This window comes from Streptomyces griseus subsp. griseus, from assembly GCF_000720255.1.
In the GTDB taxonomy this organism is placed as follows: Bacteria; Actinomycetota; Actinomycetes; order Streptomycetales; family Streptomycetaceae; genus Streptomyces; species Streptomyces griseus_I.
This window is the reverse complement of sequence record NZ_JOJE01000003.1, coordinates 321,530-346,541: the sequence shown is the minus strand read 5'-3', so window position 1 is coordinate 346,541 and position 25,012 is coordinate 321,530. Positions and strand designations below refer to the sequence as shown.

Sequence of the window (25,012 nt, the reverse complement as noted above, 5' to 3'; positions counted from 1 at the left end):
GCCCGCCGGACAGCCGAAATTGACCGAGCCCGCCTCGAAAATTCGCGCCGGACCAGCCGAAATTGATCGAGCCCACCTCGAAAATTCCCGCCGGACCAGCCGGGATGACCAGACCCGGCCTCGGCGGACCCCCGGACCAGCCGGCACGGCCTGGAAACCCCCTCGCGCACCCAAAATCGCCCGACCCGCCCCACAGTTCCCCCGGACCAGCCGGTATCGGCTGAACCGCCCCCGGCAGACCCCCGAACCAGCCGACACAGCCTGGAAACCCCCTCGCGCAGCCAAAATCGCCCGACCCGCCCCACAGTTCCCGCCGGACCAGCCGGGATGACCTGGACCCGGCCTCGGCAGACCCCCGGACCAGCCGGGATGACTTGGACCGCCCTCCGCAGACCCCGGGCCGACTGGGATGACCTGGACCCGCTTCGAAAGGCCCCGCATCCTCGAACGCCGGACTGAGATCAATGGAGCCCGGGCACGAACCCCGCGCTCTCAGTCCCGTGCCAAGCCGAACCGGCCCCGCAGGCCCGGTGTGCGGTCGTCGTCCGCTGCCGCTACCGCTGCCGCGCCGGCCGTGACCGTCTCGTACACCGACAGGATGTCCGCGCCGACCGTGGACCAGTCGAAGCGACGGACGTGGGAACTGCCCCGCTCCCGCAACTCCGCACGTCTCTCCGGGTCTGCCAGCAGGCGTACGGCCGCGTCCGCCAGGGCCCGCGCGTCCTCGTTGGCGAAGAGTTCGCCCGCCGTGCCGTGGTCGAGGACCTGGGCGAAGGCGTCGAGGTCGGAGGCGAGGACGGGGGCGCCCGCGGACATCGCCTCGACCAGGATTATGCCGAAGCTCTCGCCGCCGGTGTTGGGCGCCACGTACAGGTCGACGCTGCGCAGGAAGCGGGCCTTGTCCTCGTCGCTGATCATCCCGAGGAACTCCACGCGGGGGCGCAATTCGGCGGGGAGCGAGGCGACGGCCTCCTCCTCGTCGCCGCGTCCGGCGACCAGGAGCCGGGTCTGCGGGCGCTCGGCGAGGATCCTGGGCAAGGCCCGCATCAGGACGGGCAGGCCCTTGCGGGGCTCGTCGATGCGGCCGATGAAGCCGATGGTGTCGCCCTGCCACTCGGGCTTGGGCTCGGCCTTGGCGAAGAAGTCGACGTCCACACCGTTCGGGATGACGACCGCGTCGCCGCCGAGGTGTTCGACGAGGGTGCGGCGCGCGTACTCGCTCACCGCGATCCGCGCGTTGATCTTCTCCAGGGCCGCCTGGAGGATGGCGTACGCGGCGATCATGGCGCGCGAGCGCGGGTTGGACGTGTGGAAGGTGGCCACGATGGGGCCCTGGGCCGCCCAGCAGGTCAGCAGGCCGAGGGAGGGCGACGTGGGCTCGTGGATGTGGATCACGTCGAACTTGCCGTCGTGCAGCCAGCGTCGTACGCGCGCGGCGCTGAGGAAGCCGAAGTTCAGACGGGCCACCGAGCCGTTGTACGGGACGGGTACGGCGCGGCCCGCGGAGACGACGTAGGGCGGGAGCGGGGTGTCGTCGTCGGCGGGGGCGAGGACGGACACCTCGTGGCCCAGGCGGATGAAGTACTCGGCGAGGTCGCGGATGTGGAACTGAACGCCACCCGGCACATCCCAGGAGTACGGGCAGACGATGCCGATTCTCACGCGGCCCCTCCGGGAGCGGTGGCTTCGCCGGGCGCGGACGCGGGGTCCAGGTCAGCGAGCCACAAGCGCTGAAGCATGTGCCAGTCCTCCGGATGGTCGGCGATCCCCGTGGCGAAGGCGTCTGCCAGCGCCTGTGTCATGACAGACGTCTTTTCGGCCCGCGTACCTGCCTCGGGTACCTCGATCGGGGGATGCACACGACCCCGCATGACGGGTGAGTCGTCGTACCAGAGCGTGACGGGCAGCAGGAGCGCGTCCGTCTGCTGGGCGAGGAGGGCGGGTCCGGCGGGCATCCGGGCCGTCTCGCCGAAGAACTTCACCTCGACGCCGGAGGCGGACAGGTCGCGGTCGGCGACCAGGCAGACCAGGCCGCCGGCGCGCAGCCGCTGGGCCAGCGTGCCGAACGCGGTGCCGCCGCTGTGCGGGAGGACCTCCATGCCCAGGCCCTCGCGGTAGGCGACGAAGCGGTCGTAGAGGGTCTCCGGCTTCAGGCGCTCGGCGACCGTCGTGAAGGGCGTTTGGAGTTTGGTGGTGACCCAGGCGCCGGCGAGGTCCCAGTTGCCCAGGTGCGGCAGCGCGAGGATCACGCCCCGGCCGGCGGCGAGGCCGTCGGTCAGGTGGTGCAGGTCCTTCGGCTCGAAGCCGCTCTTGACGCGCTCGGCGCTCCAGGCCGGGAGCCGGAAGGACTCCATCCAGTAGCGCAGGTACGAGCGCATGCCCGCGCGGGAGAGCTCGGAAAGCCGCTGCGGGGTGGCGTCGGGAACCACGCGCGCGTAGTTGCGCTCCAGCCGTCGTACGCCCTTGCCGCGGCGCTTCCAGGCGAGGTCGGCGATGGACTGGCCGAGCCGTACTGCGGCCGGCTCCGGAAGCTTCTTGACCACGCCCCAGCCGGCGCCGTAGAGGGCGTCGGTGAGCCGTTCCTGGACGCTCACTTCGCTGCCTCGCTCCCCCGCGAGGTGTTCTCCTGCGGGGCCTCGGCTGCCTCGGCTGCCTCCACCTCGGCCGATTCGCGACGGACCGTGACGACCCGCTGGATCAGCGTGACCAGGCTGCCGACGGCGACGATCCACAGCGCGATGGGCAGCAGGTACTGGATGCCGGGCACCCCGAACTTGTGCAGGCCCGCGAGCCCGGCCGCGACCAGCGAGACCACCAGCCGCTCGGCGCGCTCCACCAGCCCGTTCACGGCGACCGGCAGGCCGATCGACTCGCCGCGGGCCTTGGTGTACGACACCACCTGGCCGCTGGCCAGGCAGAAGATCGAGACGGCGCACAGGATGTTGTCGTTCCCGTTGCCCGCGTACCACAGGGCGAAGCCGCCGAAGATGGCGCCGTCGGCGACCCGGTCCAGCGTCGAGTCCAGGAAGGCGCCCCAGCGGCTGGAGCGGCCGAGCTGGCGGGCCATGTTGCCGTCGACCAGGTCGGAGAAGACGAAGAGCGTGATCACGACCGTGCCCCAGAAGAACTCGCCCCTGGGGTAGAAGACCAGCGCGCCCGCGATGACGCCGGCGGTACCGAGGAGTGTGACCGTGTCGGGGCTGACGCCCCGCCGGATGAGAAACGCGGCGAACGGTGTGAGGACACGCGTGAAGAATGCACGCGCGTACTTGTTCAGCATGGCCTTCCCGACGGTCGGTGTCGCCGCGGCCCTGCTGGCCACCGGCTGGCCCATCGTAGCCACGCCCGCGCGTGGACGGCCGTCGGGCACCCGGACCCCCGGGTCACGGCCTGACGGCATCCGGGTCACGGGGCGATCGCGTCGTTCGTATGGACGCACCGTGACGACAGTGGAAAGCTCGAAGGACCGCGGGCGTCATCGGAGCCGCACCGCACGCGGGTCCGCATGTCCGCGCCCACAGTGACCTCACCGTGCACGGGAGGCAGGATCATGGGCGACAAGGCGAACGCACACCCCGGAGCCGCCGGCAGGGCTACGGCGGCCGACCACCCCGCGTCCGTACGGAATGTGGTGCTGGTCGGCCACAGCGGATCGGGCAAGACGACTCTGGTGGAGGCTCTCGCGCTGACGGCGGGAGCGGTGAACCGGGCGGGCCGCGTGGAGGACGGCGGCACCGTCTCCGACTACGACGACATCGAGCACCGCCAGCAGCGGTCGGTGCAGCTGTCCCTGGTGCCCGTCGAATGGGACGGCATCAAGATCAACCTGCTCGACACCCCAGGATACGCCGACTTCGTCGGTGAGCTCAGGGCCGGTCTGCGCGCCGCGGACGCGGCCCTTTTCGTCGTCTCGGCCTCGGACGGCGTGGACGGCTCGACCCGCATGGTGTGGGAGGAGTGCGCGGCCGTCGGCATGCCCCGCGCGATCGTCGTCACGCACCTGGAGTCCGCCCGCGCGGACTTCGAGGCCATGACACGGACGTGCGCGGAGGCGTTCGGCGGCGACGACCCCGACGCCGTACTCCCCCTGTACCTGCCGTTGCGCGGCCCCGCGGGGCCCGACGGGCACGCGCCCGTGACCGGTCTGACCGGGCTGCTGTCGCAGAAGCTGTTCGACTACTCGTCCGGCGAACGGAAGGAGTCGGAACCCGGCGAGGACCAGCTGCCGGACATCGAGGAGGCCCGCAACCGGCTCATCGAGGGAATCATCGCCGAGAGCGAGGACGAGACCCTCATGGACCGCTACCTCGGCGGCGAGCAGATCGACTTCAAGACGCTGGTGGAGGACCTGGAGCGGGCCGTCGCGCGCGGCACGTTCTTCCCGGTCCTGGCCGCCGCCCCCGCGGCCGACGGCGCCCGCCAGGGCCTCGGCACGGTCGAGGTGCTCGAACTGGTCACCAGGGGCTTCCCGACCCCGCTGGAGCGCGAGGCACCCCAGGTCACCACCGTCGACGGCAAGCCGCGCGCGCTGAAGCTCTGCGACCCCGAGGGACCGCTGGTCGCGGAGGTCGTGAAGACCTCCTCCGACCCCTACGTCGGCCGCGTCTCCCTGGTGCGCGTCTTCTCCGGCACCCTGCATCCCGACGAGACGGTCCACGTCTCCGGGCACGGCCTGGCCGACCGCGGCCACGAGGACCACGACGTCGACGAACGCATCGGCGCCCTGTCCGCGCCGTTCGGCAAACAGCAGCGGCCGCTGACGCACTGCATCGCCGGCGACCTGGCGTGCGTGGCGAAGCTGGGCCGCGCGGAGACCGGTGACACCCTCTCGGCCAAGGACGACCCCCTCCTCATGGAACCGTGGCAGATGCCGGACCCGCTGCTGCCGTTCGCCATCCAGGCGCACAGCAAACCGGACGAGGACAAGCTGTCCCAGGGCCTGAGCCGGCTGGTCGCCGAGGACCCGACCATGCGGCTCGAACAGAACCAGCACACCCACCAGGTGGTCCTGTGGTGCCTGGGCGAGGCGCACGCGGACGTCGCCCTGGAGCGGCTGCGCAGCCGCTACGGCGTCCAGGTCGACGTCGTCCCGCACAAGGTCTCCCTCCGGGAGACGTTCGCGACCCGGTCCGCCGGGCGGGGCCGGCACGTCAAGCAGTCCGGCGGGCACGGCCAGTACGCCATCTGCGAGATCGAGGTGGAGCCGCTGCCGGGCGGCTCGGGCATCGAGTTCGTCGACAAGGTGGTCGGCGGCGCGGTGCCCCGGCAGTTCATCCCGTCCGTCGAGAAGGGCGTGAGGGCCCAGGCCGCCAAGGGAGTCGCCGCGGGTTACCCGCTGGTCGACGTGCGGATCACGCTGCTGGACGGCAAGGCGCACTCCGTGGACTCCTCCGACGCCGCGTTCCAGACCGCCGGCGCGCTGGCGCTGCGGGAGGCGGCCGCGGACACCCGGATCCATCTGCTGGAGCCGGTCGCCGAGGTGAGCGTCCTCGTCGGGGACGACTACGTGGGCGCCGTGATGAGCGACCTGTCCGGACGGCGCGGCCGGGTCCTCGGCACCGAACAGACGACCGGCGGACGCACCCTCGTCCGCGCCGAGGTGCCCGAGATCGAGATCGGCCGCTACGCCGTCGACCTGCGGTCCCTCTCGCACGGCACCGCCCGCTTCAACCGCGCCTACGCACGGCACGAACCGATGCCCGCGCAGGTCGCCGACCGCGTCCGGGGCGAGGAACGCGCGGCGTCGTAGGGCCACTTGAAGAGAGGGAACGTGCGCGCGCCCCTATCGTTCGCAAGGGGCGCGCGCCGTCGTGCGGTTGGCGCCCGGCGCGCACAAGTCGCCCGCGGGGAACGCTCCCTTCCGTCTCCGCGGACGGCTGGGACCGCCCGCAGACGGAACACGGTGCCTGCGGATACGCTGATGACCTGATCAACAGGTGTGCGGAGCACGGAAGTCGGGAAGGCCGCAGGAGCGAGCATGGCGGCGATCGGGGGCGGTAATGACCGTTGACGGCGGTTACGCGGACATCTTCGGACCTCAGGTGCCGCGTACGGGCGACGAGGGGCAGACGGCGACCTTCGCGCTGGCCTCGGCGGCCTACCGGGACAGCCCGGTCGAGGAGATCAAGAAGGCCGACAACGAGTGGCACCAGTCGGCCGTGAGCCCCGGCCGCAAATGGGGCACGATCTTCCGGCCCAACCTCGGCGAGGCCTTCGCCGGCGCGGTGGTGGGCCGGATGCTGGGCAGCGGCCGCAAACCGCTCATCCAGTCCTTCGGGACCGAGCCCCAGGTGGTCGTCGAGCACTGCCTCGCGGCCAACAACATCCGCCGCGACCGCGACAACAAGCTCATCGTCGTCATCGTGCTGTGCGGGCTGCTGTTCCTGCCCGGATTCCTGGTCTGGCTGCTGGTGTTCACCGCGCGCACCCAGATCGACCGGCGTGACGACAAGCGGGCCTCCGCGCTCGGCACCACCCTGCTCGTCGCCATGGGCGCACTCGCCGTGGTCGCCCTGCTGAAGATGCCGTTCACCGGTTTCTGGGCCTTGTACGCGCGCGCGTGCGTCGTCGCGCCCGTCCTGGGCTGGTTCTGGGCCCGCCAGATCTGCGAGCGCACCGCCAGGGACCTGCGCGGACGCTGGGACAGCCTGCTGTCCGGCAGCAGCGTGGGCGCCAAGGTCCCCGAGGCGGTCCCCACCAGTCAGCGCGACACCGCCGCCGAACAGATGCGCCAGTCCCTCGGCAAACTCAGCGCCGAGCAGCAGTCGAACTCCGTCTTCTACGCCGGCCCCAAGGGCATCCTCGGCATGGGCACCCGCTGGGGCTCCTGGCAGCTCGCCGAGGACCTGGTGCCCGCCGACCCCGGCCGGGAGATCCACCCCTTCCGCAGCTGGGACGTCGTGCGCTCCATCCACGACCAGCTGCGCATGCTGGAACGCGGCCCGCTGAACACCGGTGGTTTCCCCAAGCCGTCGATACGGCACTGGATCGTCACCCCGATCGGAGAGGGCGCGAAGGCGGTCTCCCGCCCCGAGGGCACCGACGTCGACGCGTACCAGGTCAAGTCGCACGCCATCCAGGACATCTGCAACAAGCAGCAGTTCGGTGCCGGTGACCGCCACTACCTCGGGGTGCAGTGGACCCTGTGGGACGGCCAGCTCATCATCACCATGATGATCACGGTGACCGTGCTGCACTCGACCCTGCGCATCGAGGTCACCGGCCACGCGCTGGGCCCGGTGAACTCCCTGTTCACCACCAAGCCGGAGGCGCCGACCAGGGAAGTCGCCAAGCAGTTCAAGCCCTGGGAGAACCGCACGATCAAGCTCCCGCTGGTCAACACCAACGAGGTGGTACGACTGGCGGTCCGCGCCCCGCTCACCTGGTACCCGCCGCTGCTGAACTGGCTCGGCGGCTCCATAGGCCTGCCCGAGCCGTTCGGCCTGCGGCACGCCTGGGCCGACCAGCCCTGGCGGCACCGCTTCATGGCCGACGACGCCCTGCGCGCCGCGACGCCCGTGCTGCGGGTCGTGCACTCGGCGGCGATCAAGGTGCTGGAGGACAACGGCGTGAACACCGAGAAGTTCGGCGCGCGCTCGGCGTTCCTCAGCACGGCGGTGCAGGACGTCTCGCCCAGGAAGGCCGACGTGTACGACGCGTGACGCCCTCGGTGGGGAGCGTTACGCGGGCCAGGCCTCCGCCAGCATCTTCCGGGTGTCGGCCAGCAGCTGCGGCAGCACGCGCGTGTGGCCGACGACCGGCATGAAGTTCGTGTCGCCGCCCCAGCGCGGGACGATGTGCTGGTGGAGGTGGGCGGCGATGCCCGCGCCGGCCACCGAGCCCTGGTTCATGCCGATGTTGAACCCCTGCGCGCCGGAGGCGGTGCGCAGCGCCGTCATCGCCTGCTTGGTCAGCTCCCCGAGCTCGGCCGTCTCCGCCGTGGTCAGGTCGGTGTAGTCGGCGACATGGCGGTAGGGCACGGTCATCAGGTGACCGCCGTTGTACGGGTAGAGGTTCAGGACCGCGTACACCTGCTCACCGCGCCTGACGACCAGCCCGTCCTCGTCGGACTTGGCCGGGATGGAGCAGAAGGGGCAGCCGTCGTCGGCACCCGGGCCGGTCGGCTTGTTCTCGCCCTGGATGTAGGCCATCCGGTGGGGCGTCCACAGACGCTGGAACGCGTCCTGGGTCCCCACTCCCCACTGCTGCTCCGGCTCACTCGTCATGCGTGCAGCATATGGCTTCGCCCGTTCGCGACGTGGCGCCGGGGCTCCCGCCCGACCGCCCCGGGCCAAGCTGGGCCGATGGACGACGACAGCCGGCAACTGCGCTGGGAACGCCGGGCCGAGATCCCCCTCGCGGTCGGCTCGCTGCTCTTCCTGGGCTCCTACGCGGTCTGGGTTCTCTGGCCCGGCCGGCCCAGCGCCTGGCGCGACCTGTGTCTGGCGGTGACCTTCGCGACGTGGGCGATGTTCCTCGTCGACTACGCGGTGCGCTGGCGGCTCAGCGGCGAGGGTCCGCGTTTCGTGCGGCGGCACTGGATGGACACGGTGGTGGCGGCGCTGCCCCTGCTGCGGCCCGTGCGGATCGTCAAGATGTACGAGACCGTGCAGCGTCGCCGGGGAGAGCCCCGCCTCGCCCTGCACCTGCGGGTGATCGCGTACGCGGGGCTGTCGACCTCACTGCTCGGGTTCGCGGGCGCCCTCGTCGTATACGACCAGGAGCACACGGCGCCGAACGCGTCGATCAGGACGTTCGGCGACTCGATCTGGTTCGCCTGTTCCACCCTCGCGACCGTCGGCTACGGCGACGTCGTCCCCGTCACCTCCGGCGGCCGCGTCGTCGCCGTCGCCCTCATGGCCTGCGGCCTGGCCCTCCTGGGCGCCGTGACGGGCTCCTTCTCGTCCTGGCTCCTCCAGACCTTCGCCCGCGGGGACGAGGAGAGGCCCCCGGGGAGCTGAACCACACCGTTGGCGAATTCCGGGGCGGGCGCGGGGCAAGGCGTGCGGACGTCAGCCTGTGCGGCGTTCCGCGACGGCTGTAACCGCCAGGGCGGCGACGGTCAGCAGCAACAGCAGTGCCCAGGCCGGGGTGAAGCTGCTGGTGAGGTCGACCAGCAGGCCAAGCACGGGCGGCACCGTGACTATGGCGATCTGGTTGACGGACATGGCCAGACCCAGGGCGAAGCCGGTCTTGCCCGGTGGGGCCGCTTCGGTGACGTAGGCGACCCACGGGCCGTACCAGCCGAATCCGAAGAAACCGAGCCAGACGAAGACGCCGGAAGCGACGACCGGTGCCCGCCCTGCCGGTGTCATCAGCACGGTCAGCCCGGCGATCACGGCGACCATGCAGACCAGCACGATGGCATAGCGTCCCGAACCGCTCCGGTCGCTCCAGGCCGCCAGGCATATCCGGCCCGCAACGCCCGCACCCTGGGATGCCACCAGGATCAGGGCCGCCTGCCCGGCGCCGACCGATGACGCCTGGTGGAGGTGGAGCACGGTCAGGATGCCCACGCCGTACTGCACCGAGATCAGGCTGGTCCCCGACAGCATGATCTTCACCGTGGACGGTTCACGGAGCATGCGTAGCCGGCCGCGGAGCTGAGCCGCGAGCGAGGCCGACGGTTCCTTGTCCTGTGGGACGGGCAGCGTGGGCGGCCGACGGTAGCAGCCCATGAAGAGGCCGGCTCCGAGCAGCGCGACGAAGCCGCCGGTCAGCAGTGTCGCCCGCCAGCCGAACTCCTCAGCGATGAGTGGGAGTACGGCCGAGGCGAGCGCCGCGCCCAGCGGCAGCCCGGCCTGCCGGATACCCATGGCGAAGCCTCGCTGTGACGCGTCGAACCAAGACGCAACCGATTTGCTCCCACCCGGCTGGACGGTGCTGTAACCCATGCCGACCACCAACAGTGCGACCAGCAGGGCCGCGTATCCCGGCGCCAGGCTCCCCGCGCCCAGAGCCAGCCCGACCGCGCCGGCCCCGATCCCGACCACCCAGCGCTCGCTGTAGCGGTCCAGCAGCTCACCGGCCACCAACAGCCCGGCCAGCGGCACGAGTTGAGCCGCTGAGATCAGCAGCCCCAGCTGCGCCGTGCTCAGGTCCAGGGCACTCCGAAGGTGGACGCCGAGGGCTCCGATGCCGCCCACGAAGAACCCGGACGCGGCCTGGGTGAAGGTGGCGATGCCGAGCACGATCCAGCGATAGCGCCACGGGTCGCGGGCCTGGGATCCGGTGAGTCCGGCGGTTTGTTGTGTCATGCCGACCACACTGTTGTAATGGTCTTATGCTGCTCAACCCTTACGGCGAGGATGCGGTGAACCTGGCCGCGGACCTGGTCAACCGCCGGCCCCAGAGCGCGGATGAGCTGGCGGACCGCTGCCGCGCCGCCGGTCTCATGCTGGAGCGCCCGGTGACGGCGGACGATCTCGGCCGCGCCCAGGCCGCACTCGATGCCTGGGAGAGGGTCGTCGACGCCGCCGGAGAGCAGGAGCGCGCCGATCTGCTGAACCGGATGCTGGCCGAGGCCGCCGCCTACCCGCGGCTGACCTCCCATGCCGGTTCCGGCTGGCATCTGCATTACCGGGACTCGGAACAGCCACTCGGCTCCGTACTGTTCACGCTGTTCGCGGTCGGTACCGCACTGCATCTGGCCGGCCGGGGCATGCACCGGCTGCGGCGCTGCGAGACGACTGAATGCGACACGGCCTTCGCGGACACCTCACGCACCGGACGACAGCGCTACTGCTCCCAACGCTGTGCCAACCGCGACGCCGTCCGCAGGCACCGGGCGCGAGCCGCTGACTACTCCTCCCCGGGCTCGAAGTCTTCCAGGAAGTAGCTGTCGTGCCGGATGCGAAACTGCTTGAGCTCTTCGCCGCCGCGCTGCGCGATCTCCGCGACCTGCTCGAAGTACTCCTCGCGTGGGGCGCCCGGGGAGAAGAGCATGAGCATGGACATGGGCTCGTCGGTCACGTTCTTGAAGGCGTGCAGGCCGCCAACCGGTACGTACAGGAAGCCGCCCGCGCGGCCCGTGACCCACTTCTCGCCGTTGTACAGCTCCAGTTCGCCGGAGAGGATGTAGAAGGACTCCGACATCGCCTTGTGGAAGTGGGTCTTGGCCCCCGCGGACCGTGCGCCCAGCTCGACCTTGTACAGGCCGAATTCGCCGCCGGTCGACTCGTTGGTGGCGAGGTAGTGGGTGGAAGCGCCGGGTGAGGAGATGTCCGGTGGGCTGTCGGCCGGGCGGAAGGCCGCGTTCACTTCGCCCTTGGTGCCGTGGTAGCGGGCTTCCGGGTACTTGAGGTGTTCCGGGTACGACATGATGCGCTCCTCTTGGCAGGTCTCCACCAGCATGGTGGCTCCCACATCAAGTCGGCATCGGGCTTGCGGATGATCTTGGGTTTGCCCGGGCTGAGGTCTGCGGACCTAGTACTGCCGGGAGAAGCCGCCCCAGGAGGCGGACACGACGTCGGCCTTCACGACCCGGGCGGGTCATGAAGGCCGACGTCACGCTCGCCCCGGAATTTCGCGAACGGTGTCAGCTGAAATCCCGGGGACCCGCACACGTTGCCCGATCAGACCTGCGTACGCTCCTCGACGACCTTCGCGATCTTCTCGATGGCCTCGTCGAACGGGATGCCGTTCTCCTGGGAACCGTCGCGGTAGCGGAAGGACACCGAACCGTTCGACATGTCCTCGTCGCCCGCGATGACCATGAAGGGCACCTTCTGCTTCTGGGCGTTGCGGATCTTCTTCTGCATGCGGTCGGAGGAGGAGTCCACCTCCACGCGCAGCCCCTTCTTCTTCGCCGCGGCGGCGAACTTCTCCAGGTACTCGACGTGACCGTCGCCGATCGGGATACCGATCGCCTGCACCGGCGCCAGCCACGCCGGGAACGCGCCCGCGTAGTGCTCCAGGAGGACGGCGAAGAACCGCTCGATCGAGCCGAACAGGGCTCGGTGGATCATGACCGGGCGCTGCTTGGTGCCGTCCGGACCCGTGTACTCCAGGTCGAAGCGCTCCGGCAGGTTGAAGTCGAGCTGGATCGTCGACATCTGCCAGGTGCGGCCGATGGCGTCCTTGGTCTGGACGGAGATCTTCGGCCCGTAGAAGGCGGCGCCGCCCGGGTCGGGGACGAGGGGCAGGCCCTGCTTCTCGGCGACCTGGCGGAGCGTTTCGGTGGCCTCCTCCCACACCTCGTCGGTGCCGACGAACTTCTCCGGGTCCTTGGTGGAGAGCTCCAGGTAGAAGTCGGTCAGGCCGTAGTCGCGCAGCAGGCCGAGGACGAAGGTGAGCGTCTTGTCGAGCTCCTCCGACATCTGCTCGCGCGTGCAGTAGATGTGCGCGTCGTCCTGGGTGAAGCCACGTGCCCGGGTCAGACCGTGCACGACGCCCGACTTCTCGTACCGGTACACGGTCCCGAACTCGAAGAGGCGCAGCGGCAGTTCACGGTAGGAGCGGCCGCGCGCGTCGAAGATCAGGTTGTGCATCGGGCAGTTCATGGGCTTGAGGTAGTAGTCCACGCCCTCGTCGAGCTGCATGGGCGGGTACATGCCGTCGGCGTACCAGTCCAGGTGCCCCGACGTCTCGAAGAGCTTCCCCTTCGTCGCGTGCGGGGTGTAGACGAACTCGTAGCCCTCCTCCTCGTGGCGGCGGCGCGAGTAGTCCTCCATCACGCGGCGGACGATGCCGCCCTTGGGGTGGAAGACGGCGAGGCCGGAGCCGATCTGCTCCGGGATGGAGAACAGGTCGAGCTCGCTGCCCAGCTTGCGGTGGTCGCGCTTCTCGGCTTCGGCGAGGAAGTCGAGGTACCCCTTCAGCTCGTCCTTGGTCGGCCAGGCGGTGCCGTAGATGCGCTGGAGCATGGGGTTCTTCTCGCTGCCGCGCCAGTAGGCGGCCGCGTTGCGCATCAGCTTGAACGCAGGAATGGCACGGGTCGACGGCAGGTGGGGACCGCGGCAGAGGTCCTTCCAGCACAGGTCGCCGGTCTTGGCGTCCAGGTTGTCGTAGATCGTCAGCTCGCCGGCGCCGACCTCGACGTCCGCGCCGTCGTCGGAGGAGGCCGAGCCCTTCAGGCCGATCAGCTCCAGCTTGTACGGCTCGTCGGCCAGCTCCTCGCGGGCGGCGTCGTCGGTGACAACGCGGCGGGCGAACTTCTGGCCGCGCTTCTGGATCTCCTGCATCTTCTTCTCGATGGCCTTGAGATCCTCGGGCGTGAACGGCTTCTCCACGTCGAAGTCGTAGTAGAAGCCGTCCTTGACCGGAGGGCCGATGCCCAGCTTGGCCTCGGGGAAGAGCTCCTGTACGGCCTGGGCCATGACGTGCGCGGTGGAGTGGCGCAGGATGTTCAGGCCGTCCTCGGAGGAGATCTCGACGCCCTCGACCTCGTCGCCCTCCGAGACCTCGTACGACAGGTCCTTCAGCTCACCGGCCACTCGCGCGGCGATGATCGAGCGCTCGCCGGCGAAGAGGTCCGCGGCCGTGGTGCCCGTCGTCACCGTGCGCTCTTCCCGCTCGGAATCGCGTTGGATGATCACACGGACGTCTGACACCGGTCTCTCCTGACTGAAGGTGGAAGCGCATCCCTGGACGTATTGCATGCGCAATAGGGGATCGTACCGACCCCGGGCCACCCTCTGCGAAATCACTCCCCTCCGCAGGCCTCCTCGAAGAAGGCCGCGATCTCGGAGTTCTCCTGCACCGACTTCAGCAGCCGGTCCCGCTCCGCCTCGTCCACCTGCACCGGTACGACACCGGTGGCGCCGGTGAGCCTGCGGAAGCCGCCCCTGCGCTCCAGCCGCCCCTGCACCCGCACCGGCAGTCCGACGAGGTGGGCGTGCCCGGCGATCCGGTAGGCCTCCTCGTCGAGGGTGAGCCGTATGTACGGCACGTCGGCTCCGGCGAGGACCCGCAGCCGTACGGAGCCCTCGCCGCGCGGGCCCGACCTGCGCATCCGTACCACCGCGCCGGTGATCCGCACCGGTACGCAGGGCTCCTCGCGCAGGAAGCGGGCGCCGGCCTCGCGCAGCGCGGGCAGGTCGCCGGGCGAGAACTCGACGGGGTCGGCGGTGGCCGCGCAGTCCTCGGGGACGCCTGCGGCGGGCGCCCACTCGACGGCGATGCGGGCGCCCTCGGTGCCGCGGACGAGGGCGATGAGCGCGTCGGTGAGCTCACGGCTGACGCCGGCCTCGACGGCGCCGTCGAAGGCGTCCATGCCGCCGGTGGCCCGCTGGTAGTCGATGGCCTCGCGGGCGGCGTACAGGGCCTGCTGGAGGCGGACGGCGAGCGGACGGCCGGTGGCGACGGGTACGAATGCGGTCAGCCGGCGGCCGCCGGCCGCGGTGCCGACGAGGACATCGTCCAGCATCGCGGCGGCGGAGCGCCGGTGGCGGGCGCCGTAGTAGCCCGCACGCGCGCGTGTGGCGAGCGCGCCGGCGAGCAGCATCTGGCGGGCGGCGCCGCGCAGCTGTTCCTCGACGGTCCAGGGCGCGGCGCCGGCGGGGCCGTCCGGGGCGTCCCGCCACCAGTGGATCTCGTCGCTCGGCACGGACAGCGCGACCAGCACCTCGCGGGCGGAGGGTGTGCCGCTGCGGGAGAGGGCGAGGAGCGCCTCGGCGAGCAGGTCGTCGCTGTCGGGGAACGCGCGGCTCTCGGGGACGAGGAGGCTGGTGGCGTTGGCGCCGGGCCCGGGCGGGGTCCAGCGGCCGTAGCGTCCGGCGGCGCCGCCGCGCCGCTGCCAGCCGTGCCGGCGGAGCAGGGCGCCGAGGACGGCGGGGTCGACCTCGCCGGGCCCCGGGGGGCGGTGCCACTGGTCCTCGTCGGGGTGCCGGCGGACCGGCCGCAGCGGTTCGTCCAGCGGGCGGTGGGTCATGGTCTGCCTCCCGTCCCGACCCGCGTCATGATCTCGCACAGCGCCCGGTCGTCGAAGATGCGTGAGCTCGGTATCCGCACGGTAGTGCGATACCGCCCGGTGATCGGGTGTCCGGCGAGGTTGACCCAGTAGCAGCAGTGCCGCAGGTCGAGCCGGTCGTGGCCGGCGCGCAGCCACTGGTCCTGGGACCGGGGGACGATCATCACGACGAGGATCTTGTGCACCGAGACCGGGGTGCGGGCGAGCTTCCTCAGGTGGTCGTTGTCGAGCGTGAAGGAGAAGGAGCGGCCCGGTGGGTTCGGCGGGAGCTGGTAGGTGCACTTGAGCTGCACCTTGATGGTGACCTCGTCGTCGACGGTGTGCCCGGGCGCGCTGTGACTGACGTGCCAGTCGATGCCGTTGTCCGGGAACGGCTGGGACAGCGAGCATCCCGCGGCCGCGGCGACGGCGTGCAGGTAGCCCACCTGAAGTGTCTCCATGCAGGCGGTGGTGGCGAGGGTGCCGCGATGTGGACCCATGCTCTCGGGCAGCAGCCCGCCCCGCTCGGGCTGCGCTATCGCCATGACGGAACAGCCTTTCCAGCCAGGTGAATCCCCGTGTCGAGCCGCTGAACAGCAAAGACCCGTACTCCTGTTGTGTCCTTCCGGCGTACGGCGCAAACAGCCCGGGTATCACCAAACGGGCAGAAGACGGTGCGTCAGCTGCCGTGGTTGAACGAGGGGTTGTGTTGGTATGACGTGCTGGTACGAGGGCCCTTTGGCCGCGTTCGACACGGAGACGACAGGCGTGGACGTCGAGACCGACCGGATCGTGTCGGCCGCCCTGGTCGTCCAGGACGCCGCGGGCACCCGTCCCCGGGTGAGCCGTTGGCTGGTGAATCCCGGTGTGCCGGTGCCCGCCGAGGCGACGCAGGTGCACGGGCTGACGGAGGATCATCTGCACCGCAACGGCCGCTGGCCCGCGCCGGTGATGTACGAGATAGCCGAGCTGCTGGCCGAACAGGCCACCGCGGGCCGCCCGCTGGTGGTGATGAACGCGCCGTTCGACCTGACGCTCCTGGACCGTGAGCTGCGCCGGCACCGCGCCTCGTCGCTGGAGCGCTGGTTCGAGGCGTCGCCGCTGCTGGTGCTGGATCCGCGGGTGCTGGACAAACACCTGGACCGCTACCGCAAGGGCCGCCGCACGCTCACCGACCTGTGCGCGCACTACGGCGTGACCCTGGACGAGGCGCATGACGCGGCCGCGGACGCCAAGGCCGCGATGGACGTCGTCCGCGCGGTGGGCCGGCGCTTCGCGGCCCGTCTGGAACGCCTCTCCCCCGCCGAGCTGCACACCCTCCAGTCGGCGTGGCACGCGGCGCAGGCCCGGGGCCTTCAGGCGTGGTTCGCCCGCAGCGGCTCGGAGGAGATGGTGGATCCGTCCTGGCCGTTGCGAGGGGAGATGCCTGCGGCGGCGTAGGAACGAGTACCGCGCTGAGCCGCGGACGCGGGCCACTGACCCGTCTCATCAGAAGCGGGCCGCCGCCACCAGGAGCCGCCGCCACCGCCACCGCCGCCTCCGCCGACGTCTGAGCCGCCTCCTCCGCCACCGCCACCGCCGCCTCCGCCACTGGAGGCCGGGGCGGTGCTGGAGGTCAAGGTGGAGGCGCCCAGGCCCACGGCGAGGGCGGGCCCGATCCGGGAGGCGAGGGTGGAGCGACGGCGGGGGGCGGTCGCGGTGTCGGTGACCGCCCGTTCCCAGGCTTCGGTCGCGTCGAGGGCCACGGCCCAGGCGGTGTACAGCTCCTCGCGTTCCTCGTCGAGGGGTTCGCCGGCCGGTTGTGCGGACGGATCGAGGAGGTAGCGGCGGAACGCCTCGGTCCGCAGCCAGAGGGCGGCGCCGCGGGGCGTGCGGGTCTGCAGTTTCCCAGCCGTTCAGCCGCAGCGCCAGACCGGCACCGACGGCGATCACGCCCGCCGCGAGGATCGGCCATCCGGCCGTGGCCCGGCCTCCGCCCAGCCACGCGCCGAGGATCGTCGCGACGAATCCGAGCACCACGGCGAGGGTGCCCCGGGTGCGTGCGCGCGCCGCGCGGCTCACGGTGGCCGTGTCCCACAGGCCACTGTCCTTCTGCCACTGCGTCAGCCTGCGCGTGAGGCTCTCCCAGGCCGACGCGAACTGCGGGTCGTACGCGCCCAGGACGAAGGCGTCGCGTCCGGCGAAGATACTGCCGAAGACGACGCGGGCGTCCGGGTCAACCGGTGCGTCGGCGACGTCACGACGTATCAGCATCGGACGCCGCTCGTTTCCCTCGATCGTGATGTGGCCGTCGATGGCCGCGCAGAGCAGCCAGGCCGCACAGTGACGGTTCTCGACACTCTCGTCGAGCAGGATCCCGCCCTGGGCCGGGGTCAGGCCCTCCGGGGGGAGAGCGGACGGGGTGAGCGAGGCGGCGAGCCGGCGGAGGTCCACGCGCCGGGTACGGCCGGGCGTACCGTCGGGCGCTTCCTCGACGAGCCGGTCGCGCCCTGCGAGACGCAGGAGTCCGATCGTGCCGACGGCGCAGGCAAGCGCGATGACGATCGCGGCAAGGGCCATCCGCATGGGGTCGGCCACGGTCGTGCCGTCGGCTTTCCCCGAAGGTGGCACGGGGAGTGCGGGCCCGCTCCCGGCCAGGGCCTGCCCGCGGGAGGCGTAGAGGGTGACGCCCTCCTTACCCTTGAGCTTGTCGAGCGAGACGGCGAGGTGACCGGGCGCTTTCCCGTCAGAGGTGCAGGGGTCCTCGGAACCGTCGGTGCCCCGCACGCAGCGGATGCCGGTGAGGTCGTAGGGGGCGACGACGTGGAGCCGCACGTCGGAGCGGTCGACGCGCCACCCGGTGCCGACCGCGTCCCAGGCGAGCCTGCCGTCCTTGACGACGTCCGTGAGGGTGTACTGGATTGCGGTAGCGGTGCACCCCTGTGACGGTGCGGTCCGGGTCGCCCACCTGGATGCGGGTGGCGATCCTGCGTTGGCCGTCCGGTTCTTCGTAGCGGTCGCCGACCCTGAGTTCCCACGGCACCCGGCCGCCGTCCATAGTGGCGACGACCTTGGCGGCTTCCTCGTCGTAGGGCAGGTCCGGCAGGTCGCGGTAGATGCCGTGTCGGCTGTCGGCGGGGTGCCCGAAGTCGTAGTCGATGACCTCGGTGACACGGGCACTGCCGTCCTCGGCGATCTCGGCGCCGACCCACATCGTGTTGACCCGCTCTTCGTTCCCGGTCGCCCAGAAGAGGGCGACCAGGCCCGCCGAGCAGCAGCGTGGTGAAGAAGATCCTGAACGGTCCGCGGGTCCTGCGCCGCCTGAGCGGCGCCCCAAAGGGCTTGCGGTTCCTGCTCTTTGCCACGTTCCGCACAGTTCCCCCAGCACGCCACGGGAACCTCCTGCGCCCGTGAAGATCGGAAGCGCATACCGGTCGCGGGAGAACAAGAAGAGCCGATCCGCGGAATGCGGACCGGCTCTTTCCCGGTGGGCGATACTGGGTTCGAACCAGTGACCTCTTCGGTGTGAACGAAGCGCTCTCCCACTGAGCTAATCGCCCGGGAACGGACTGAACAATACAGGGCCCCGCGCGTTTCGTTCAAACCGCTTGGAGGTGGGCGGCCAGCCCCCGCCGCCCGGCGCACATCATCAGCCGGTGGTTGGCGCGGAAGACCGGCCGCCCGGGCACGGCGAACGTCCTGAGCAGCCGCTTGTTGACGTCCACGGCCTGGTCGTAGCGGGCCAGCGTGCCGGTGCCGACCGCGGTGACCGTCCAGCGCGCCCAGCCGTCGATGTCGCCGGACAAGGCGGTCTCCAGGACGCCCGCGGCGGGGTCACGGCGCACCTCGCGGGCGGTGAAGGTGATGTCGTACGGCAGGAGCGAGCGGATGCGGATGACGCCGGTGGTGCCGTCGAGCCGGGTCACCTCGCGGACCTGGCGCCACCAGCGCGGGTAGCCCTCGACGCGCTGGAGCACCTCGTACACGGTGTCGGGGGGCGCGGGCAGGGTCCACAGGCTGCGGAAGCGGTAGTGCGTCCAGTCCATGGTCAGAGTGTGCCCGCACCGGATGGATGGCTGAGTACGTTCTGAGTACGCGCACTCATGCCGGGTGACGTGACTGGGACCACACTCCGAAGGTATGACGCACATTCCGCCACCGGCCGAGGAGTTGCGGCTCCTCGACACCGAGCTGTGGCAACTGGACGCCCGCCGGGCCCAGTTGCTCGCTCGCCGCGCCTGGCTGATCGCCCACCTCCAGCCGCCACGACCGCTCCCTCCCCCTCAGCCGGCGCCGAATGGACCAGTTCCGGAGACCACCGCCCCGCGCGTCCAGAACGTGCTCCTGCTGCTCGGCGGTGTCCTGCTCACCATCGCCGCCATCGCCTTCACGCTGGTCAGCTGGGGGCACATGGGCATCGCCGGGCGCGCCCTGGTGCTCGGCACGGTCACGGCGGTCACGCTGGCCGCGCCGGTGCCGCTGCTGCGGCGGGGGCTGCGCTCGACCGCCGAGTCGGTGGCTGGTCTCGGGGTCGCGCTGACGGTGCTGGACGCCTACGCCCTGCACGAGGTGGCGCTCACGGGCGCTGACGGAGTGTCGTACGCGGCGTTCGCGTCGGCGGTCCTGGCGCTGCTCTGGGCGGGGTACGGACTCGGGCTGGGTGCGGTCACGGCCGCACGGCCCGCGGCGGAACCCACCGCGCCGGCTCGCCCGGCCGGCCTCCGGCTGCCCTTGCCGTTCGCGTCGGTGGCGGCCCAACTGCCGCTTCCGCTGTGGGCGATCGCGGCCTCCGCGGGGACGTACGGCGTGGCGGCCGCCCTTGTGGTGACGGCCGGGTTCGACACGGCTGTGGCGCTCCTGCGGCCGACGACGACCGCCAAGTCCGTCCGTGTCACCGCCACGGTCGGGGCCTACGCCGTGGGCGGGGCGGGTGTGTCGGCGGCCGGCTGGCTGGCGTGGACGGCGGCCGGTCCGGGCGCCGCCGCCGGTGCGGCGGCACTCCTGATCCTCGCGGCGGCGATCGCGCTGGTCGCGGCGTGGCGGCTCGCGGGGCCGGCCCTCGCGACGGGCCACGCGGTCGCGGGCGGTGTGCTGCTGGTGGCGGCCTCCGGTTCCGTCCTGAGCGCCGCCCTGCCCGCCGGCTGGGCGGTGCCCGCCCATCTCGCCTGCGGCATCGCGCTGTTGGCGGCGATACGGGCCCCACTGCCCGAGCCCGTACGGCGCGGCCTCGCCTGGGCCTCCGGCTCGGTGCAGGCGTTGGCGCTGCTGTGGACGGTGCCGTTGGTCTCGGTCGCGCTGCTGGGGCCGGTGGGCTGGGCCGAGCGGCCCTGGTCGGGTGTGCCGTCGGACGCCCGTGCCGCGGTGACCGTGCACACCCCGTGGCCTCCGTACCCGCTCCAGGCACTCCTCGTCCTGGTGGCCGTCGCCGGTGTGCTGGCTCTCGTGGTCCGCGACGCGACCTGGCGTCCGAGGGCCCTGACCGGTGCGCTGGTCCTGGCCTGGGCGACGGCGGCAGCACTGCCTTCGGCACTGGGACTGCCCTACCTCGCGGCCCTGCTGGTGCTGGGCGCCCTCACGGCGGCAACGGTGTTCACGTCCCGGTCGCCGGCCACGATCCTGCTCGCCCTGGTCGGTGCCCTGAACCTCGCCTTCCTGTCCTTGGCCTCGCAGACCGCCGACCTGGTCGTGCTGTCCGCCCTGACCGTCCTGTTCGCCGCGGCCTCCTGGCGACCGCGCACGGCACCCTTCACCGCCCCGGCCGCCCTCGGGTACGCCACCGCGCTCGCCTGCGCCACTGGCGCGGCGGCGGACTGGCAGCCGCAGTACACGGCCCTGTTGGCCCTCGTGGTCCCCGGTGTCGCCGCCCTGCTCGCGGCGCGCCTCGGCGGCGCCCCGGCGACCGTGCCGGTGGAGGCGGCGGGCCTCGCCGCCGGGCTGCTCGCCGTTGCCCTCGCGGTCACCGACGGGCCGGTGCTGGCCCTGGTGCTGGCCCTGTGCGCGGTGATCACGGCGGGCACGGCGGTGCGCGCCGAGCGCCGGCCCGTGGGGTACGTGGCCGCCGCCCTGTTCCTGCTGGCCACCTGGGTCCGGCTGGCCTCCTGGGACGTCACCACCCCTGAGGCGTACACGCTCCCGGTCTCCGTCCCGGCCCTGCTCGTCGGCGCGCTGCGACGCCGCCGCGATCCGGCGGCCTCGTCCTGGACGGCGTACGGTCCCGGTCTCGCCGCCACTCTCGTGCCGAGTCTGATGGCCGCCTGGACCGACCCGCACGGGACACGTCCGCTGCTGCTGGGCGTGGGCGCGTTGCTGGTCACCCTGCTGGGGGCCCGGCACCGGCTGCGGGCGCCGCTGGTGGTGGGCGGCTCGGTGCTGGTGCTGGACGCGGTGCACGAGCTGGCCCCGTACCTGGTCCAGGTCGCCGACGCGCTCCCCCGCTGGGTGCCGCCGGCGCTGGCCGGCCTCCTGCTGCTGGCCCTCGGGGCGACGTACGAGCAGCGCCTGCGGAACGTCCGACAGGTGCGGGACGTGCTGGGCAGGATGAACTAGCCCGGAGAGGAGGTTTTGTTCCGCATCCACTGCGGGCCGCGGCCGTCGTGTCGTACGTTTTCCGGATCTGGCGGGGGCACGGGACGGGGGCGCTGTGGCGGATCCGGGGGTATCGGCGGGCTGGGACGCGGCCGGTGAGACGCGGGTGACGCTGGAGCGACTGCTCTCCGTCGTGGGGGCGGGCGCCGTGGAGTTGCACGCGGCGCCCGAGGGCCTGGGCGCCACGGTCACCGGCGTGAACGTGCTGGACCTCCTGGAGCCCCTGGTCAGACCGCGGGAGCTGCTGCTCGCCGTGGGCGTCGATCCGCGCTCGGCCCAGGCGGTCGACGTGGTGCGCCGGGCGGGCGAGTCGGGGGCGGCGGGCGTGGTGTTCGGGCCGGACCGGACCGCACCCGCCGCGGGAGCTCTCCAGACGGCCGCCGAGGAGGGTGGGACGGCGCTGCTCTTCCGTACCGCGTGGTGCACCTGGGCGCATCTGGTGGGCGTGCTGCGGGCGGGGCTGGCCTCGGCGGGCGTACCGCCGCCGGCCGGGCTCGGCGGGCCGCGCCTGGGGGACCTCAATTCGCTGGCCGACGCGGTGGCGGCCCTGGTGGGCGGCTCGGTGACCATCGAGGACACCGAGTCCCGGGTGCTCGCCTACTCCTCGACCGAGGAGAACGTGGACGAGCAGCGCCGGCTGACCATCCTGGGCCGTCGGGTCCCGCCGTGGCGGGTGGCCGCCATGCGGGAGGCGGGGTTCTTCCAGGCCCTGTGGGCCGGGGACGACGTACTGCACCGGCCGGCGCACGGGCAGAACCCGGAGCGTCTGGTGGGTGCCGTGCGGGCCGGCGGGGAGGCGCTCGGGTCGATCTGGGTGGCCGCGGTGGCCGGCCGGCCGCTGGCGCCGAACGCCTCCGAGGCCCTGCGCGCCGCGACCCGGACCGCCGCCGCCCACTTGTTGCACCACCGCACCCACAGTTCGGACGACCGCCTGGTCGAGGACGCGGCGCGCGCCCTGCTGGAGGACCGCGGCTCGGTCGAGGTGCTCGCGGAACGGGCCTCACTGCCGGCGCGGGAGCCGTGCGCCGTCCTCGCGGTCGGTACCGGGAGCGCGGGGCAGGGGGACGACGATCCGTCAAGGCCGCACGGGCTGCTGAGCCTGCACTGCGCCGCCTATGGACACCGCGCGGTGGTAGTCCCGGCGGGCGGCCGCATCCTGGTGCTGCTGAGCGCCCTGGACCGGGATCCCGGCCGGGCCGAGAGCCAGGTGACGCGACTGGGGGAATCGCTGGCGAGCCAGGTGTCGGCCGCCCTCCGCAGGCCGGTGAAGGTCGGGTTGGGCGATGTGGCCCCCGGGCTGGCGCGGGCACCCGAGTCGCGCCGCTCGGCCGAGCTCGCCCTCAGGGCGCTCACCGAGGCCGCCGGGTCGCGCACCGTGGCCCGGACCGCGGACGTGGCGGACACGGTCGGCATCCTGCATGTCATGGGCGCCCTGCGCGGGCTGGCCCTGCCGGCGCAGACCTCGGTGGCCCGGCTGCGGGCGTTCGACGCGGAGCAGGGCGGCAGTCGGCTGGTGGAGACCCTGCGCGCCTACCTCGACCACTTCGGCGACGTGTCCGCCGCCTCCCACGCGCTGGGCGTGCACTCCAACAGCCTGCGTTACCGGCTGCGGCGCATCACCCAGGTGTCGGGGCTGGACGTGGACGATCCCGACGCCCGGCTGCTGGCGCAGTTGGAGTTGCGCCTGGGCGACCAGGTCGACGACCGCCGCCTCTGAGCAGGTCACCGACCGCACTTCCGCCGCTTGTGCGCCGGCACCACGAGAACGCGGTTTCTTCGTCGGAGCGCACAACGGCACGCCTGCCCGGGGCAGTTGTTTGCCTCCGACCGCCGTGCGGCGGCCCCGCGGCTCTGCCGAACCGACGAAGACGCCCTCCCGGTGCCGGCCGCAGCCTGGTAATCCGCCCCGGGACGGTCCCGGGCGCCGGCCACACCACCCCGGAAGGCTCACCATGACCGGACTGATCCCCGCCCCCTCCCCCGCCGCCGAGCGACGCGAGCGGATCCTGCGGGAGGCGGTGCTGCAGGGGCTGCTGGACCCCGAGCGGTCGCAGCTGGCCGCCTTCGTCGACCTGGACGGCGTCGCCGCGACGGTCGAGTCCCTGCACCGCGCCTTCCCCTCCGCCCCGCCCGTGCTGCACGCGTTCGCCGCCAAGGCCAACAGCCTGGTGCCGGTGCTGGCGGAGCTGCGCCGGCTCGGCATGGGCTGCGAGGTCGCCACCGCGGGTGAGCTGGCCCGCGCCCTTGCGGCCGGCTTCGCACCGGACCGGATCGTCTTCGACTCGCCGGCCAAGACGCAGGCCGAGCTGCGGCGCGCCCTGGACCTGGGGGTGGCCGTCAACGCGGACAACTACCAGGAACTCGCCAGGATCGACCGGGCACTCGACGGCCGCGCCCCGGTCTCGAGGATCGGTGTGCGGGTCAACTCCCAGCTGGGCGGCGGCACGATCGCCGCGATGAGTACGGCCACGAGCACCTCCAAGTTCGGCGTCCCGCTGGCCGACCGGGGCAGTCGGCGGGAGTTGCTGCGCGCCTACCTCGACCGGCCGTGGCTCACCTGGGTGCACACGCACGCCGGTTCGCAGGGCTGCCCGCTGGACCTCATGGCGCGCGGGGTCGCACAGGCCGTCGAGTTCGCCGAGGAGGTCAACGCCGCCGTCGGACGGCGCCAGGTCGTCGGCATCGACATCGGCGGCGGACTGCCCGTCAACTTCGCCGACGACGAGACCACGCCGACGTTCGAGTCGTACGTCGGACAGTTGCGCACCCACGCTCCCGCGCTGTTCTCGGAGGCCTCCGGTCTGCGCGACGGGTACGAGATCGTCACCGAGTTCGGGCGCAGCGTCCTCGCCAAGAACGGTTTCACCGCCGCGTACGTCGAGTACACCAAGAGCATGGGCGGCCGGCCGATCGCGGTCACCCACGCCGGTGTGCAGGTGGCCACCCGGACCGTGTTCAATCCCGACGCCTGGCCCCTGCGGATCGAGGCGCACGACGCGAGCGGCCGGACCAAGCAGGGCCGCTCGGTCCGTCAGGACATCGCGGGCCCCGCCTGTTTCGCCGGTGACCTGCTGGCACGTGACCGCGCCTTGCCGCTGCTGGAACCCGGTGACATCGTCGCCGTTCCGGACACGGGCGCCTACTACTTCTCGACGCCGTTCCACTACAACAGCCTGCCCGAGCCGGCCGTGTACGGGGTTCGCACGGCCGGTGACGGCCGCGTCGGCTTCGAGCTCCTGCGTCGCGCGCAGGACCCGTGGGACGTGCCCGTGCTCGAGCCCGCTGTCGGAGCCAGGTAAGGAGCGCTCAGGTGCCACAGGCCAACCGTCGGCGCACCGGCCGGGGCGGGCCGCTCCTCACTCAGCGCGCCGCCATCGTCTTCCTGCTGGCAACCCTGGTGGGCATCGGTGCCACCGTTCTGTCGGCGCTGGCCGGCAACGCGTGGCCCGTCGCGGTGAGCGTCGGCGGCGGGGTGGTGGCACCGGCCGTGCTGTTCTTCCACCAGATCATCGACTAGGAGCTGACGAGCCGGCGCACCGGCTCGTCGGGTGTCGCTCGGCC

The 25,012-nt window shown here is 71.9% G+C and carries 21 protein-coding genes and 1 tRNA gene; 9 read left to right on the top strand and 13 right to left on the bottom strand.

Features of this window, described 5'->3' with window-relative positions; genetic code table 11:
• Positions 1–492 precede the first annotated feature (492 nt).
• Genes IG99_RS06600 through pgsA form a run of 3 tightly spaced genes read right to left on the bottom strand, consistent with a single transcriptional unit; the run spans position 493 to position 3,334 of the window.
• Entirely contained in the window at positions 493–1,662 is a 1,170-nt protein-coding gene (locus tag IG99_RS06600) for a glycosyltransferase family 4 protein (protein WP_037670736.1), read from the bottom strand.
• Positions 1,659–2,594 (bottom strand): phosphatidylinositol mannoside acyltransferase, encoded by a 936-nt coding sequence (locus IG99_RS06595; RefSeq protein WP_037670733.1) that lies wholly within the window; start codon positions 2,592–2,594, stop codon positions 1,659–1,661. Before IG99_RS06595 ends, IG99_RS06600 begins: the two co-directional genes overlap by 4 nt.
• Positions 2,591–3,334 (bottom strand): phosphatidylinositol phosphate synthase, encoded by a 744-nt coding sequence (pgsA, locus tag IG99_RS06590; RefSeq protein WP_078947560.1) that lies wholly within the window; start codon positions 3,332–3,334, stop codon positions 2,591–2,593. The genes IG99_RS06595 and pgsA overlap by 4 nt, the downstream gene beginning before the upstream one ends.
• Before the next feature lie 216 nt (positions 3,335–3,550).
• Between pgsA and IG99_RS06585 the strand changes: the two genes are divergently transcribed.
• Together IG99_RS06585 and IG99_RS06580 are read left to right on the top strand one after the other, a co-directional pair.
• On the top strand, positions 3,551–5,749 hold the full coding sequence (locus tag IG99_RS06585) for an elongation factor G-like protein EF-G2 (protein WP_037670731.1): 2,199 nt from the start codon (positions 3,551–3,553) through the stop codon (positions 5,747–5,749).
• A 250-nt stretch (positions 5,750–5,999) separates the two neighbouring features.
• Complete coding sequence (locus tag IG99_RS06580) at positions 6,000–7,661, top strand: hypothetical protein (RefSeq protein ID WP_037670729.1); 1,662 nt, start codon at positions 6,000–6,002, stop codon at positions 7,659–7,661.
• An 18-nt stretch (positions 7,662–7,679) separates the two neighbouring features.
• Here IG99_RS06580 and IG99_RS06575 read toward each other — a convergent pair whose 3' ends face one another.
• Complete coding sequence (locus tag IG99_RS06575) at positions 7,680–8,225, bottom strand: HIT family protein (protein WP_037670727.1); 546 nt, start codon at positions 8,223–8,225, stop codon at positions 7,680–7,682.
• 78 nt (positions 8,226–8,303) lie between these two features.
• On the opposite strand from IG99_RS06575, the gene IG99_RS06570 reads away from it, so the two are divergent.
• Positions 8,304–8,960, top strand: a complete 657-nt coding sequence (locus tag IG99_RS06570; RefSeq protein WP_037670726.1) for a potassium channel family protein — start codon at positions 8,304–8,306, stop codon at positions 8,958–8,960.
• Positions 8,961–9,011: 51 nt separating this feature from the next.
• Here IG99_RS06570 and IG99_RS06565 read toward each other — a convergent pair whose 3' ends face one another.
• On the bottom strand, positions 9,012–10,256 hold the full coding sequence (locus tag IG99_RS06565; RefSeq protein ID WP_037670725.1) for an MFS transporter: 1,245 nt from the start codon (positions 10,254–10,256) through the stop codon (positions 9,012–9,014).
• A 26-nt stretch (positions 10,257–10,282) separates the two neighbouring features.
• Between IG99_RS06565 and IG99_RS06560 the strand changes: the two genes are divergently transcribed.
• On the top strand, positions 10,283–10,837 hold the full coding sequence (locus tag IG99_RS06560) for a CGNR zinc finger domain-containing protein (RefSeq protein ID WP_037670723.1): 555 nt from the start codon (positions 10,283–10,285) through the stop codon (positions 10,835–10,837).
• Here IG99_RS06560 and IG99_RS06555 read toward each other — a convergent pair.
• From IG99_RS06555 to IG99_RS06540, 4 genes are all read right to left on the bottom strand, one after another.
• Positions 10,801–11,319 carry a cupin domain-containing protein gene (locus tag IG99_RS06555; protein WP_037670996.1) on the bottom strand — a complete coding sequence of 173 codons (519 nt, stop codon included), beginning with the start codon at positions 11,317–11,319 and terminating at the stop codon, positions 10,801–10,803. The genes IG99_RS06560 and IG99_RS06555 overlap by 37 nt on opposite strands.
• Positions 11,320–11,573: 254 nt before the next feature.
• A complete protein-coding gene (gene thrS, locus IG99_RS06550) occupies positions 11,574–13,550 on the bottom strand; it encodes a threonine--tRNA ligase (RefSeq protein WP_037670722.1) in 1,977 nt (658 codons plus the stop codon).
• A 92-nt stretch (positions 13,551–13,642) separates the two neighbouring features.
• On the bottom strand, positions 13,643–14,869 hold the full coding sequence (locus IG99_RS06545) for a hypothetical protein (RefSeq protein ID WP_037670721.1): 1,227 nt from the start codon (positions 14,867–14,869) through the stop codon (positions 13,643–13,645).
• Positions 14,866–15,432 (bottom strand): DUF4365 domain-containing protein, encoded by a 567-nt coding sequence (locus IG99_RS06540; RefSeq protein WP_037670719.1) that lies wholly within the window; start codon positions 15,430–15,432, stop codon positions 14,866–14,868. The genes IG99_RS06545 and IG99_RS06540 overlap by 4 nt, the downstream gene beginning before the upstream one ends.
• Positions 15,433–15,601: 169 nt before the next feature.
• On the opposite strand from IG99_RS06540, the gene IG99_RS06535 reads away from it, so the two are divergent.
• Positions 15,602–16,327: a 3'-5' exonuclease gene (locus IG99_RS06535; protein WP_037670717.1), complete on the top strand. Its 726-nt coding sequence runs from the start codon at positions 15,602–15,604 to the stop codon at positions 16,325–16,327.
• A 48-nt stretch (positions 16,328–16,375) separates the two neighbouring features.
• Here the strand turns inward: IG99_RS06535 and IG99_RS51370 are convergent, their stop codons facing one another.
• From IG99_RS51370 to IG99_RS06515, 4 genes are all read right to left on the bottom strand, one after another.
• Entirely contained in the window at positions 16,376–17,701 is a 1,326-nt protein-coding gene (locus IG99_RS51370) for a DUF2207 family protein (protein WP_037670716.1), read from the bottom strand.
• A complete protein-coding gene (locus IG99_RS51615) occupies positions 17,613–18,080 on the bottom strand; it encodes a DUF2207 domain-containing protein (protein WP_107055839.1) in 468 nt (155 codons plus the stop codon). The genes IG99_RS51370 and IG99_RS51615 overlap by 89 nt, the downstream gene beginning before the upstream one ends.
• A gap of 274 nt (positions 18,081–18,354) precedes the next feature.
• Positions 18,355–18,426: transfer RNA gene (locus IG99_RS06520), tRNA-Val, on the bottom strand.
• Between the two features lie 39 nt (positions 18,427–18,465).
• Entirely contained in the window at positions 18,466–18,912 is a 447-nt protein-coding gene (locus tag IG99_RS06515) for an SRPBCC family protein (protein ID WP_037670714.1), read from the bottom strand.
• Between the two features lie 94 nt (positions 18,913–19,006).
• Here IG99_RS06515 and IG99_RS06510 point away from each other — a divergent pair, with 94 nt between their 5' ends.
• The 4 genes from IG99_RS06510 to IG99_RS06495 all read left to right on the top strand — a co-directional run bounded on the left by IG99_RS06510 (position 19,007) and on the right by IG99_RS06495 (position 24,968).
• A complete protein-coding gene (locus IG99_RS06510) occupies positions 19,007–21,412 on the top strand; it encodes an SCO7613 C-terminal domain-containing membrane protein (protein WP_051864967.1) in 2,406 nt (801 codons plus the stop codon).
• Positions 21,413–21,506: 94 nt separating this feature from the next.
• Complete coding sequence (locus tag IG99_RS06505) at positions 21,507–23,168, top strand: helix-turn-helix domain-containing protein (protein ID WP_051864966.1); 1,662 nt, start codon at positions 21,507–21,509, stop codon at positions 23,166–23,168.
• A 235-nt stretch (positions 23,169–23,403) separates the two neighbouring features.
• On the top strand, positions 23,404–24,750 hold the full coding sequence (locus tag IG99_RS06500) for a type III PLP-dependent enzyme domain-containing protein (protein ID WP_051864964.1): 1,347 nt from the start codon (positions 23,404–23,406) through the stop codon (positions 24,748–24,750).
• Between the two features lie 11 nt (positions 24,751–24,761).
• Positions 24,762–24,968, top strand: coding sequence for a hypothetical protein (locus IG99_RS06495; RefSeq protein ID WP_037670712.1), 207 nt, complete (start codon positions 24,762–24,764; stop codon positions 24,966–24,968).
• The last annotated feature ends 44 nt before the right edge of the window (positions 24,969–25,012 follow it).